Here is a 13,598-nt window from a genome sequence, read left to right on the forward strand (position 1 = left end):
TTTTTCCTTTCACCGTGCATCAGCGGGGCGGAGTCCTTTCCGCCCCTTCTCCCCTTTTTTCGTCTTGTCTTCATTTTTGACGTGAATCATTGTTAATACAAGGATGCCGACGACGAATGTCAGTCCGGCAATCGTCATGAACATACCGATTTTTGACCACTCCATCAGCCTTCCGAAAATCGGCGGACCGATGGCCACTCCTAAAAACCGAACCGAGTGGTAAAGCGATGTCACAAACCCGCGCCTTTCTTTGCCGACTGCACCAGTGATAAAACTGTTAACGCAAGGCAGGACAAATCCTGTGCCGATGCTGCTGATGACCAGAATCGAGATAAAGGGTATAAGCGCGGAAAAAAATGACAGTGTGCCATATGAAACTGTAATAAATGCGAGTCCGATCACGATCATTTTTTTCATGAGCTTTTGATTTTGTCCGATTTTACTGCCTGTTATGTAGGAAGTCGTACACATGACGAGCAGTGGAATTGCTAAAATCAGACCTTTTTTGACCCCGTCTGTATGATATTCTTTTTCCAAAATGTCAGATAAATAAAAGAGAATCCCGAACAATGTAAACAGGCAGACAGCACCCGCCAAATATGCCGTCACCAGCCATTTGCCTTCGTGTTTAAAAACACTGACTAAGCCTTTGACATATTTTCCGAAAGGCGGAGGCTCTTTCTTTTTATCCTTTTCTTTAATAAATATCCAGCTCAGAACGATGGGCGCGATGCAAAAAGCCGGAAAAGCAAAAAAAACCCAGAACCAAGCGATCAATGCGATCAGAGAGCCTATGATGGGCGACAGCACTTTTCCAAAACCGTTTGAGGCTTCGACAAGTCCAAGCACCCTGCTTTCATCAGATCCTTTAAAAAGGTCTCCTGTGAGCGCCATCGCGATCGGCGCCGTCCCGGCTGCACCGAGTCCCTGCAGTCCTCTGCCGACAAGCACCCATGGAAATGCATTGGAAAATGCCGTTGCGGCAAATCCTGCGAGAATGCCCCCCGCCCCGTAAAGAAACAGGGACGGAATAATAATCACTTTCCGAGAAAAACGGTCTGCCAAGTATCCGAGAAGCGGAATAAAAAGGGCCGCCGTAATGGAAAACACGGTGATCACGAGGCTGACTTGAAATTGCGACAAATCGAGTTCAGATTTCATTTTCGGCAAAACCGGAATCAACATTGAATTTCCCAATGTCATAATCAGCGGAATCGAACCGATGGCCACAACGGTCAGGCCCGAGGTTTGTTTTTCTGCCATAAGCTTGAAACATCCTTCCTTGTACTTGATTATAGATTAGATTGTCCGCAAGGAACGGATGCTATTCCTACCAGCATCCGCCTTTAACTGAGCTTTGTCCCGTGAATGTTTTCAGATTCAAGCCGTTCCAGGCGCCCCAGCCTGTCGGTGTACAAATCAACATCGACCGCATACCTCGGCCGCCTTTTCACTTCAGTGAAGATCGTCCCGATATATTCACCGATGATACCGATTCCCATCAGCTGCAAGCCTCCTAAAAACCAGATCGAGATCATCAATGACGCCCATCCGGCATTCGTGTACCCGAGGAGCTTTTGAATGATCGCATAGATGCCGGTGATGCCGCTTAGGAAAAATAAGAAAAAGCCGATGAACGTAAAAAATCGGATCGGAGCCACACTAAAAGAGGTAATACCGTGAAAAGCAAAAGAAAGCATTTTTTTCAGCGGATATTTTGTCTCTCCTGCAAGACGCTCTTTACGGTCATAGAGCACTTTGGCCGAGCGAAGCCCGATCAGCGGCACAAGGCCGCGCAAAAAGACATTGGCTTCAGCATATCGGCTGAGCTCTTCGAGCGCCCTTTTATTCATCAGCCGAAAATCAGCGTGATTGTCGATTAATTGGATGCCAAGCTTGTTCATCAAGCGGTAAAACCACGCCGCTGTTGTCCGTTTGAAAAGCGTGTCAGTCTTGCGGCTCCGGCGCACACCGTAGACGATTTCATATCCTTCATGATACTTTTCCATAAACTCGCGGATTGCGCCGATATCATCCTGAAGATCGGCATCGATGGAAATGACGCAGTCCGATTTATACTTCGCTTTATCCAGCCCAGCTAAAAGCGCTTTTTGGTGCCCTGCATTGCGGGCAAGCTTTAAGCCTGTCACATAGTGGTTTTTTGTGCTTTCCATGGCGATCAGCGCCCAGGTCCTGTCTGTTGATCCGTCGTCGACAAATAAGATTTTGCTGTCGGCTGAAACCAGTTTGTCTTCGGTCAGATCTTGCAATACCGATGTCAGCTGTTTGGCGGTTTCCAAAAAAACCGCCTCTTCGTTATAGCAAGGAACAACGATCGTTAATAATGGCTGTGTCAGATTCAATGGGCTTCCCTCCTATTTTGCTTCATATAAATAGATGTTCCAGGCGGACTGTGGATGGCTGAACCGCTTTAACAATGCGAGCTTGTTTTCTTCGGCGTTTACAATCGGAACGGCTGAAAAAATGTACTGTCCGCCCATTTCTTTAAAAGCTTCAGTGTTCAGCTCCAGATTGGTGATTTTTTTCTTGGAATCTTTTTTAAAGGCATAATGTTTTCCCAGCTCATCAACAAACAGATAGCAGCGGCTCCCCCATTCATCAAAATAGCGCTTTAAGACGGGATTTTTCTCAAGCTCTTTGTCGATGATTTTCCGAAATTGATATTTATATTTCAGCGGATAAATATTGGCATACGTATCAAGCGTGTAAAAGCCGTTATATTGGGCGATCGCCGGATGCAGTCCGATGCTCGCTACCCGATATGAACGCTCAGGCCGGCCGATAAACTGTTTGATTTCTTTAAATTGTTCAGACGCATAAAATTCCCGGAAGGAAGGCGAATGGCGGTAAGCCCCGTAAGTAAATTCTTCATTGAATGGAATGAGAACGATCAGCTGGGCAAGAAGCGCAGCGCCGACAAACCGCCGCCATCTCTTTCCCATGCGCCATAAGATCCAGCAAGCGACCGCAAAGCTCACATAGATCACAAGCGGCCGCAAAAAATGAAAGCGGGCAAAATTGAATGCCGACAAAAAGCTGATTTTTTCCTTCGGGACAGCCCAAAGCTTGTTGAACCAAAACGCATACCATAAAGACAGGGCGTAGTTTAAAATCGTCAAAAAAATGAACAGTTTTTCTTCCCTCGCGCGCATTTGTTTTGCTCTGCCGACCACGATCATGAACGTCAAAAGAATCACAGGCAGGATCACGGCTGTATGTACGGTCATGACATGGTTATGGCCGAGAGCAAAATTTTTAAAAGACAGACGGAAAGAATGCAGGATGTCGTGTCTTGATGAAATAAATTCGACGCGGTGCATCGTTTCGCCCGAGGCGAAAACCGAATAAACGAGCCGGTATTCAATCGCGAGAAAAATCCCCGTCATCAGCGCGATGCTGCCCAAAAAAGGAAGGTTCCAGTCGCGTTTTGTAAATGCGTCGTAAAGCCAAAGAATGGATACTGCGGCAAGAAAAAAGAAAAAGCCGAGCACAAAGCTTGAATAAAGCGGCAAAAGCGCAAGAGTCAGCCACTCTTTCCAGGAAAAAGTCCCCGCCCTGATATTTAAAAATGCCCATAAGGCAAGGGGATGTCCGAGCGTGCTGAGCATGCCTGAAGGCCAAAAGGGCGTCAGGGCAAATGCGAGGGAGACGCCGATCATGATCAGATACGCTTTTTCGTTGCGAATCACATGAACTTTCAACAGCAGATACATGCCGATGAAGGCGAAAACCCTTGTCAATGTTTGGCTTAATGCATATGCCGTCATCGGCGGAAACAACGCATGAAGCCAGACAATCCCGCTCCATTCCGTTCCATACGCATCGCGGGGCAGGCCGTTGATGATTTGCGGAATGACGGCCTTCACACCGCCGAGCATCTGCCCGCTTTCCGCCAGCACTTTATACCAGGCGATATTGGAATCAAGATTGTCGTGTACACGGATATGGGCGTTTTCATTTAATATGTAAAGAGGCAAAACATACAATAAGATGACGGTAAAAGCGATCAAGAGAACCGCTTTTTCCCGGCTGAGCTTTTTGGCAAATAACAACATAAAAACAACACATCCATCTTTTTTCTTGTTCCAAGAGAAGAAATATTTGGGGCGCTGCCATTTTATTATTGCTTCAGCAGGATTGAAACATGCATGAAAATCAAAATTAGGCTTTCCGATTCTGCCGGAAAGCCCTCGTTTTTACCAAGGATAGAATGGATAGTAAGGATAATAAGGGAAAGGAAATGGGAAATAAAAATATGGGTATGGAAAGAACGGGCGCGGGTATGGGTAAGAGTATGAATAAGGCTGTTGTCTTTGCTCTTCAAAGCCATGCTCGAAGTCATAGTTCACTGCCTCCACCATCATAGCCTCCTTTAACGGGTATTGAATACTTTAGGCTATGCGAATTTACATAAAATAGAGTACGTACAAATGTAATTTTCCTTGGCCGAAATTGTAAAAACAACTCCGGATTTTCGCACTAAAAAAGCCTGGCCCATGATCCTGCAATCAGGTTCATGAGCCAGGCCGTCATCTATCATAGATCCCCTTTGTTTTTACGGCAGTACAGAACTACCCATCAAATACTTGTCAACCTCCCGGGCGACTTCGCGTCCTTCATGAATGGCCCAAACGATTAAGCTTTGGCCCCTTCTCGCATCCCCTGCCGCAAAGACTCCCTCGACATTTGTTTTATACTCCCCGTATGCTGCGTCTACTTTGTTTCTGACCGCTTTGACACCGAACTGCTCCAAGAGCGGCTGATCTGTACCTTCAAAGCCGATGGCGATGAAAACAAATTGAGCCGGCCAGACTTTTTCCGTTCCCGGAATTTCGTGAAACTCGAACTTGCCTTGTTCATTTTTCACTTTTTTCATTTGAATCGTGTGCAGCTCTTTTAGATGACCGTTTTTGTCGGCAACCAGTTTTTTCGTCTGAATGCAGTATTCTCTCGGATCGCGTCCGAATTTTGCTTCCGCTTCTTCATACGCATAGTCGAGCGCATAGACGTGCGGCTGTTCCGGCCACATGTTTTCAGCCGTTCTTGTATCAGGAAGCTTCGGGTGCTTGCCGAATTGAACAACGCTCCGCGCCTTTTGGCGCATTGCCGTCGCAACGCAGTCGGCTCCCGTGTCTCCGCCGCCGATGACGATGACATCTTTGTTTTTCGTATTGATGAATTGTTTATCTTTGAAATTTGAATCAAGCATGCTCTTGATTGTGTCTGTCAAATAATCCATCGCAAAGTGCACGCCTTTTGCTTCGCGGCCTTCAATGACGAGGTCGCGCTGCTTTTGTGCTCCCGTGCAGAGGATGACCGCATCATACTTACTTTTGAGCTCTTCGGCTGTGATGTCTTTTCCGATCTCCGTGTTGGTGACAAAATCGATGCCTTCTTGCGTCAACAATTTGATGCGGCGCTCAACGACGCTTTTTTCGAGTTTCATATTCGGAATGCCGTATGTTAAGAGGCCGCCCGGACGGTCGGCGCGTTCATAAACGGTAACGGAATGCCCGGCCTGATTAAGCTGGTCGGCGCTTGCGAGTCCTGCCGGACCCGATCCGACGATCGCAATTTTCTTGCCGGTCCGCTTTTTCGGTATCCGCGGCTTGATCCATCCGTTTTCAAAGCCTTTATCAATAATGGTCCGTTCAATCCCTTTGATGGATACGGCCGGATCGGAAATCGCGACCGTACAAGAGCCTTCACATGGTGCCGGACAAACGCGTCCCGTAAATTCAGGAAAATTGTTCGTTTTCAGGAGGCGTTCAAGCGCTTCTTTCCATCTTCCCCGATAGACGAGATCATTCCATTCAGGAATCAGATTATGAATCGGACATCCTGACGTATATCCGCTGATATCCATGCCGATTTGGCAGAAGGGAGTGCCGCAGTCCATGCAGCGCGCTCCCTGTCTCTTTGAGACTTCCTCAGAAAATGGAGACGAATATTCGTTCCAATCGTTTATCCGTGTGAGAGGATCGCGTTCAGCAGGCTTTTCCCGCTTGAATTCCATAAATCCTGTTGCTTTGCCCATTTTCCCCTCCCCTTTCTTACTGTGCCACTGCTTCTTTGGAAGAGGCAGCCGCAGAGGTTTGAATCTTTTGCTTTGTTCCGGCTTCAAATGCGTACATCATCGCTTCTTCGTCTGATAAGCCGGCTTCTTTTTGTTCTTTAATCCGTTCCATCATTTGCTTGAAGTCTTTCGGAATCACTTTCACAAACTGGGATATCGCTCCCTCCCAATCGTCCAGAATGGAAGCTGCTTTCGTGCTCTCAGTGTAGCGGTAATGATTTTCGATCATGGCCTTCAGCTCTTCTTTTTCTTGCGGCGCTTCAAGCGATTCAAATTCGATCATTTCATGGTTGCATTTTCGTTTAAAGGCCTTTTTGTTTTCCGTATAGACATAGGCGATTCCGCCGGACATTCCTGCGGCAAAGTTTTTGCCGACATCCCCCAGAACGACGACACGCCCTCCTGTCATATACTCGCATCCATGGTCTCCGATTCCTTCGACCACAACCTTTACCCCGCTGTTTCTGACGGCAAATCGCTCTCCGGCGAGTCCGTTAATATACGCTTCACCGCTTGTCGCTCCGTAGAAGGCGACATTTCCGACGATCACATTGTCGCGGAAAGCAGGATTGAAGTCTTCAGGAGCTGTAACGGCGATTTTTCCGCCTGACAAGCCTTTGCCGATATAATCGTTGGCATCCCCCGTCAAGTAAAGCGACATCCCCTTCGGCACAAACGCGCCAAAGCTTTGGCCCGCCGAGCCTGTAAAGTGCAATTTGATCGTGTCGTCAGGCAGCCCCGCTTCACCGTAGCGTTTTGAAATCTCGCTTCCGGTGACAGCGCCTGTTACACGGTTGATATTGCGAATCTCAAATGATGCCTCGGCCGGAGTGCTGTTTTCAATCGCTGTTTGAACTGCCGGCAAAATAGCGGTGATATCAAGCGATTGATCGATGTTGTGATTTTGCGGCGTCCTGAATGTGCGAGCCCCTTTCGGCTGATAGAGCAGGTTCGATAAATCGAGCTGTCCCGCTTTCCAGTGCGCTTTGGCGCGTTCGCTGACACGAAGGACATCTGTGCGCCCCACCATTTCATCAACCGTTTTGAAACCGAGCTGAGCCATCAGTTCGCGCACTTCTTCAGCGACAAAGCGCATATAATTGACGATATGGTCAGGATCCCCCATAAATTTCTTGCGCAGTTCAGGGTTTTGCGTCGCCACCCCGACAGGGCATGTATCCAAATGGCAGGCTCTCATCATGACGCAGCCGAGGACGACGAGCGGCGCTGTGGCGAATCCGAACTCTTCGGCTCCTAAAAGGGCGGCCATGACGACGTCTTTGCCCGTCATTAATTTTCCGTCTGTTTCCAGTACCACACGTTCGCGCAAACCGTTCAGCATCAAGGTTTGATGTGCTTCAGCAAGACCGAGCTCCCAAGGAAGGCCGGTATGCTTGATGCTCGTTTTCGGAGATGCCCCGGTTCCGCCGTCATATCCGCTGATGACGATGACATCGGCCGTTGCTTTGGCCACACCGGCAGCGATCGTGCCGACGCCTGCTTTTGCGACAAGCTTGACACTGATGCGGGCATCGCGGTTGGCGTTTTTCAAATCATGGATCAGCTGTGCCAAGTCTTCAATCGAGTAGATGTCATGGTGCGGCGGCGGTGAAATCAAGCCTACGCCCGGCGTTGATCCACGGACATCGGCTACCCACGGATACACTTTGTTTCCAGGGAGCTGTCCGCCCTCACCTGGTTTTGCACCTTGGGCCATTTTGATTTGCAGCTCATCAGCATTGACAAGGTAGTGGCTTTTGACACCGAAACGGCCGGATGCGATCTGCTTGATAGCGCTTCGGCGATTATCTCCGTTGGCATCTGGAATAAACCGCTTCGGATCTTCTCCGCCTTCCCCGCTGTTGCTTTTTCCGCCTAAGCGGTTCATGGCGATCGCCAGCGCTTCATGCGCCTCCTTGCTTAAAGAGCCGAACGACATCGCACCCGTTTTAAAACGGCGTACAATCGATTCAACAGGTTCGACCTCTTCAAGTGGCAGCGGCTTCCGCGTTTCATCAAATGCAAAGAGGTTTCGCAAAAAGCCGATCCTTTCTTCATCCGCCGCTTTTGAATATTGCTTGAACAGGCTGTAATCGCCTTTACGGCACGCCCATTGCAGCGTATGAATCGTTTTTGGATTGAAGGCGTGATGTTCGCCGCCTTTTCTCCACTGAAAATCGCTTCCGGAATCAAGCGTTTCACTGAATGTGTCTTGATACGCTTCACGGTGGCGGCGCTTCGCCTCTTCGGCGATCGTATCAAGGCCGATTCCGCCAAGCTGTGACGCCGTTCCTGTAAAGTAGCGGTCAATCACATCTCTATCGATGCCGACGGCTTCGAAAATTTGTGCGCCGCGATAGCTTTGGACAGTCGAAATCCCCATTTTTGACATCACTTTGACGACGCCTTCGGTTACGCTTTTGCTGTATTTGGTCACCGCTTCTTCATAGCTGATGGAAAGAGCGCCGTCCTCAATCGCCTGCTTGTAAGTCGCATATGCGAGATACGGATGGATAGCATCCGCACCATAGCCGATCAATGCGGCGAAATGGTGGACTTCTCTCGCTTCCCCTGATTGGGCGATGATGCTGACCTTCGTCCGTTTTCCTCCGCGGACCAAATATTGATGAAGCGCGCTTACGGCAAGAAGCGAAGGAATCGGCGTGTTTTCCGGGTCCATCTTGCGGTCTGACAATATAAGCAATGTGACGCCTGCAGCAATCGCTCTGTCGGCCTCTTTAAACATATCTTCAAGTCCGCTTTTCAAGTTATCCGTAAAAAGCGTGTGAATCGTTTTGCTTTTAAAGTTCTGATGGACAAGCCCTCTTAGAGAGTTGAACTGAGCGTTTGTCAGCACCGGCGTATACAATTTGATTCTGCGGCAGCTGCTTTCATTCGGATGAAGAATGTTCCCTTCCGCTCCGAGCCATGTCAAGGTTGATGTGACGATCTGCTCGCGGATCGCGTCAATCGGCGGATTGGTAACCTGGGCAAACAGCTGCTTAAAGTAATTGAACAGCGATTGCGGCCGGTCTGATAAAACCGCCAGAGGCACATCATGGCCCATTGAGCCGAGCGGATCTTTTCCTTCGGTAATGACAGGAAGCAAATATTTATGGATATCCTCATACGTGTAGCCGAACGCTTTTTGCCGCGTTAAAAGGTCTGGCACCGGCTTTTCTTCAGATTCCTGAAGGTCATTTGCGACATGGACAAGCTCGTTATTGAGCCATTCCTGGTAAGGAAATTCGCCGGCGATTTCGGATTTGACCTCTTCATCTGAGATGATCCGGCCTTCTTCAAGGTCCACCAGGAGCATTTTTCCCGGGTCGAGGCGGTCTTTATATAAAACATTTTCCTGTTCGACATCAATGACGCCAACTTCAGACGAAAAAATGATGTAGTCGTCTTTTGTCACATAATAGCGGGCCGGTCTGAGTCCGTTCCGGTCAAGAATGGCTCCGATCTGCTTGCCGTTTGTAAATGAGATCGCTGTCGGGCCGTCCCACGGCTCCATTAAAGAGCTGTGATATTCATAGAATGCTTTCTTTTCTTTCGACATATAAGGGTTTTCGTTCCATGGTTCCGGAATGAGCATCATCGCAGCATGAGCCGGTTTTCGACCAGCCAGGACGAAAAATTCAAAAGCGTTATCCAATATTGAAGAGTCGCTTCCGTTTTCATCAAGAATCGGCAGAACTTTCGGCAGATCCTCCCCGAATGCTTCTGAGACAAACTGCTGTTCCCTCGCTTTCATCCAGTTCATATTGCCGCGCAGCGTATTGATCTCGCCGTTGTGGATGAGATAGCGGTTCGGGTGAGCCCGCTCCCAGCTCGGGAACGTGTTTGTGCTGAAACGGGAATGAACAAGAGCGAAAGCTGAAACGAAATCCTCATCCTGAAGATCTTCATAAAAGGCGTCAACCTGCTCGGGTGTAAGCAGTCCTTTATAGACGATCGTGTTGCTGGACAGGCTGACAACATAAAATGACTTTTCTCGTTCGCGCGCCCAGTTTTCCGCTTGTTTGCGGATGACGTACAACTTGCGCTCAAAGGCCAAATTGTCTTTGATCTGTTCACTCGCACCGATAAAGACCTGACGGACGACAGGTGCGCTTTCCTGTGCGACTGTTCCGATTTTTCCGACATTTATTGGCACAGTTCGCCAGCCGAGCACTGACTGTCCCTCTTGTTCAATCAGCTCATTCATACGCGCTTCGATTTCGGCGCGCTCAGCGTCATCTTTTGAAAAAAACACCATACCGACGCCATAGCGCCCTTTCTCAGGCAAGTGAAAATCAGAGCAAACTTTTTTGAAAAAAGCGTCAGGAATCTGCATCATGATCCCTGCTCCGTCTCCGGTATGCGGGTCACTGCCCTGACCGCCCCGGTGGTCCAATTGACAAAGCATTTGCAATCCTTTTTTGACAATATCATGAGTCGGAAGGCCCTTTAGATTAGCGTAAAGGCCGATTCCGCATGCATCATGTTCAAATTCAGGACGGTAGAGACCTTGTGCCTTTGGTAGTTGATTATAAGTCATAGTTCCTCTCCCCCGTTCTTTTTTCCCGTTTATCCCCGGTCATAAAATCTTACAAACTCTAATCCTATTGTAGGTTTTCAAATCTATACAAACAATATATAATTTAGATTAAAACTATCTCATTTTGAGATGAGCAGGTGAAACAACGATGGAATTACGCCAATTGCATTACTTTATGGAAGTTGCAGAAAGAGAGCACGTATCGGAAGCGGCCATGCACCTTCATGTCGCCCAATCGGCGATCAGCAGGCAGATCGCCAATCTGGAAGAAGAGCTCGGCGTCGATTTGTTTGAGCGCGAAGGCCGCAATGTCAAACTGACTCCGATCGGAAGGCAGTTTTTAGATCACATTAAAACGGCGATGAAAGCGATCGATTTTGCAAAAGAACAAATCGATGAATACTTGGATCCTAACAGAGGGACGGTGAAAATCGGCTTTCCGACAAGCCTTGCGAGCCAGTTTCTTCCGACCGTTATTTCCGCGTTTAAAGAGGAGCACCCAAACGTCGCTTTTCTTTTAAGACAGGGTTCCTATAAATTTTTAATAGAAGCGGTGAAAAACAGGGATATCGATTTGGCTTTTCTCGGCCCTGTTCCGACGAACAATCCTGAGATTAAAGGAGATATTTTGTTCACAGAAAGCCTTTTTGCCCTCGTTCCGGTCAACCATCCGCTTTCAGGGCAAAAAAGCCTTCATTTGGGTGATCTGAGAAACGATAATTATGTCCTGTTTCCGGATGGATTCATCCTGCGCAAGATGGCTGTTGATGCATGCAAACAAGTGGGGTTTACACCGAAAATCTCTTCGGAGGGTGAAGACTTGGATGCGATCAAAGGGCTTGTATCTGCTGAAATGGGGGTTACGCTTTTGCCGGAAACCGCCTTTAATGAGACCACTCCCCGGTTTACGAAAAAGATTCCGATCGACTATCCTCAAGTTAAGCGAACCGTCGGCATCATTACTCCAAAAAACAGAGAGCTGTCCCCTTCTGCAAAAGATTTTTATCAGTCTGTGAAGAAGTTTTTCTCGCGGCTTCAGCAGTATCAATAAAAGGATGGCCATATAATGAGATCAGCCAGGCGATAAGCTTGGCTGATTTCATTATATCATAACCGGCATAAAGAGACGGAATTTTCTGATGATTAATCAGGGAAATTTCTTCTATATATGGCCACATCTGATATGTCTATGCCGAAATGAACGTGATCATGCCTAATTTTCAAACACTTCATACAAGCTTAAATGAAACTTAATATTTTTCCTTTACGATAAAATCAAATCCATATGAATGAGGTGTTTACATATGTCCCCTGTCATCAACCGCCGCAAATTTTTAACTTATCTCGGCACAGGCACTGCCGCTTTGGCTGCGGCCGGGTCTGGGCTTGACGGACTGGTGAAAGCCGCTGAAGCAAAAGGAATGTTCCATCAGCCGGGCAAATTTAAAAAACCGAAATACGGCCCTTTAAAATTTACACCGATCGAACCTTCGACAAACGACGAGCTGGTGCTGCCGAAAGGATACCGCTACGATGTCATCGCTTCATACGGCGACAAGATCAACCAAAAAGGCGAGACTTTTGGCTATAACAATGACTACACGCTTTATTTCCCGATGGAAAACAAAAAAGACCGCGGACTTTTATGGGTTAATCATGAGTATATTTCAGAGCTGTTCCTCTTCGGACAAACGGTCGAAAACGGCTATACAGCGGAAAAAACCGAGGCATTGCTCTATAATCAAGGCGGTTCTGTTATTGAGGTGTACAGGGAAAAAGGCCGCTGGAAAATGGATCCGTCTTCCAAATATGCCCGCCGCGTTACTGGGCTGACACCGATTGATTTAACAGGCCCTGCAAAAGGAAGCGCTGCTGTCGGCGGTGCGGTGAAGGTCCAAGGAACGTTTGCCAATTGTTCAGGGGGACGGACATTGTGGAATACAGTGCTGACCTGTGAAGAAAACTTTGAATCGACGGCGAAGGCTGCAAGCCTTGACCAAACACACTACGGCTGGGTCGTTGAGGTCGATCCGTTCAACGCCGATTTCCAAATTCGCAAGCATACGGCACTTGGCCGATTCAACCATGAAAATACGTGCATGGGGCTTGCAAAAGACGGCCGTGTCGTCGTATATATGGGTGATGATAAAAAAGACGCGTGCGTCTACAAGTTCATCAGCAAAGGAAAGTACGATCATAGGGCCGGAAAAAAGAACACAGCACTGCTGCAAGAAGGTACATTATATGCAGCAAACTTCGCCAAAGGCCAATGGGTGCCGCTAACGATTGAAGCCGTCCGGAAAAAAGCCGCGGGAAACAGCACACTGCTTGAAAAGTTCAAAACACAGGCAGACGTACTCGTCCATTGCCACGAGGCGGCGATTTTGCTCGGCGGAACACCGACCGACCGCCCTGAAGATGTCGAAATCAGCCCTTTTGACGGGACGATTTTTATCGCCCATACGAACAATGACCGGCATGGCAACTTTCACGGCCATATTACGAGATTTTATGAAAAAGATGATGACCACGGGTCATTGGAGTTCCAATTCGCAATCTTTGCCGCTGGCGGCATTCAAAGCGGCTTCAGCGCGCCTGACAACTTGACATTCGATGAGGACGGAAATCTGTGGACTGTAACAGACATTTCCAGCAGCAGCATCAACACGGCCATCTGGAAGACTTTTGGGAACAACGGCGTATTTGTCATTCCGACTGCCGGCAACCGGGAAGGCGAAGCATTCCAATTCGCTTCGGCACCTGTTGAAGCCGAATTAACCGGTCCATGCTTTACACCGGATGAAAAAGCGCTGTTTCTGTCAGTACAGCACCCAGGTGAAGAAACCGCAGACCTTGCCAGTCCGACAAGCATGTGGCCCCACCGCAAAGGCGATCACATGCCGCGGCCTAGCGTTGTCGCGATTACCGGATTTTAATATGAGGAATAAAGCCGCGTAT

7 protein-coding genes are annotated in these 13,598 nt (G+C 48.2%); 2 read left to right on the top strand and 5 right to left on the bottom strand.

The window, feature by feature from the left end:
• Positions 1 to 9: 9 nt before the first annotated feature.
• The 5 genes from ACINLD_RS05880 to gltB form a co-directional block, all read right to left on the bottom strand.
• A complete protein-coding gene (locus ACINLD_RS05880; RefSeq protein ID WP_077736665.1) occupies positions 10 to 1,263 on the bottom strand; it encodes an MFS transporter in 1,254 nt (417 codons plus the stop codon).
• An 83-nt stretch (positions 1,264 to 1,346) separates the two neighbouring features.
• A complete protein-coding gene (locus tag ACINLD_RS05885) occupies positions 1,347 to 2,363 on the bottom strand; it encodes a glycosyltransferase family 2 protein (RefSeq protein WP_077736664.1) in 1,017 nt (338 codons plus the stop codon).
• Between the two features lie 12 nt (positions 2,364 to 2,375).
• On the bottom strand, positions 2,376 to 4,076 hold the full coding sequence (locus tag ACINLD_RS05890) for a DUF6044 family protein (RefSeq protein ID WP_077736663.1): 1,701 nt from the start codon (positions 4,074 to 4,076) through the stop codon (positions 2,376 to 2,378).
• A 500-nt stretch (positions 4,077 to 4,576) separates the two neighbouring features.
• Entirely contained in the window at positions 4,577 to 6,058 is a 1,482-nt protein-coding gene (gltD, locus tag ACINLD_RS05895; protein WP_026587368.1) for a glutamate synthase small subunit, read from the bottom strand.
• Between the two features lie 16 nt (positions 6,059 to 6,074).
• Entirely contained in the window at positions 6,075 to 10,640 is a 4,566-nt protein-coding gene (gltB, locus tag ACINLD_RS05900) for a glutamate synthase large subunit (RefSeq protein WP_077736662.1), read from the bottom strand.
• A 148-nt stretch (positions 10,641 to 10,788) separates the two neighbouring features.
• Here gltB and ACINLD_RS05905 point away from each other — a divergent pair, with 148 nt between their 5' ends.
• On the top strand, positions 10,789 to 11,691 hold the full coding sequence (locus ACINLD_RS05905; RefSeq protein WP_026587370.1) for a LysR family transcriptional regulator: 903 nt from the start codon (positions 10,789 to 10,791) through the stop codon (positions 11,689 to 11,691).
• 253 nt (positions 11,692 to 11,944) lie between these two features.
• Positions 11,945 to 13,576: a PhoX family protein gene (locus ACINLD_RS05910; protein ID WP_410206945.1), complete on the top strand. Its 1,632-nt coding sequence runs from the start codon at positions 11,945 to 11,947 to the stop codon at positions 13,574 to 13,576.
• Positions 13,577 to 13,598: the final 22 nt, after the last annotated feature.

Origin of the sequence: Bacillus sp. z60-11, assembly GCF_046464135.1 — a bacterium.
In the GTDB taxonomy this organism is placed as follows: Bacteria; Bacillota; Bacilli; order Bacillales; family Bacillaceae; genus Bacillus; species Bacillus sonorensis_A.

Bases quoted from the DNA above. Each gene is read 5' to 3' on its own strand.
- gltD (WP_026587368.1), bottom strand. From the start codon at position 6,058: ATGGGCAAAGCAACAGGATTTATGGAATTCAAGCGGGAAAAGCCTGCT.
- ACINLD_RS05890 (WP_077736663.1), bottom strand. From the start codon at position 4,076: ATGTTGTTATTTGCCAAAAAGCTCAGCCGGGAAAAAGCGGTTCTCTTG.
- ACINLD_RS05880 (WP_077736665.1), bottom strand. From the start codon at position 1,263: ATGGCAGAAAAACAAACCTCGGGCCTGACCGTTGTGGCCATCGGTTCG.
- ACINLD_RS05910 (WP_410206945.1), top strand. From the start codon at position 11,945: ATGTCCCCTGTCATCAACCGCCGCAAATTTTTAACTTATCTCGGCACA.
- ACINLD_RS05905 (WP_026587370.1), top strand. From the start codon at position 10,789: ATGGAATTACGCCAATTGCATTACTTTATGGAAGTTGCAGAAAGAGAG.
- gltB (WP_077736662.1), bottom strand. From the start codon at position 10,640: ATGACTTATAATCAACTACCAAAGGCACAAGGTCTCTACCGTCCTGAA.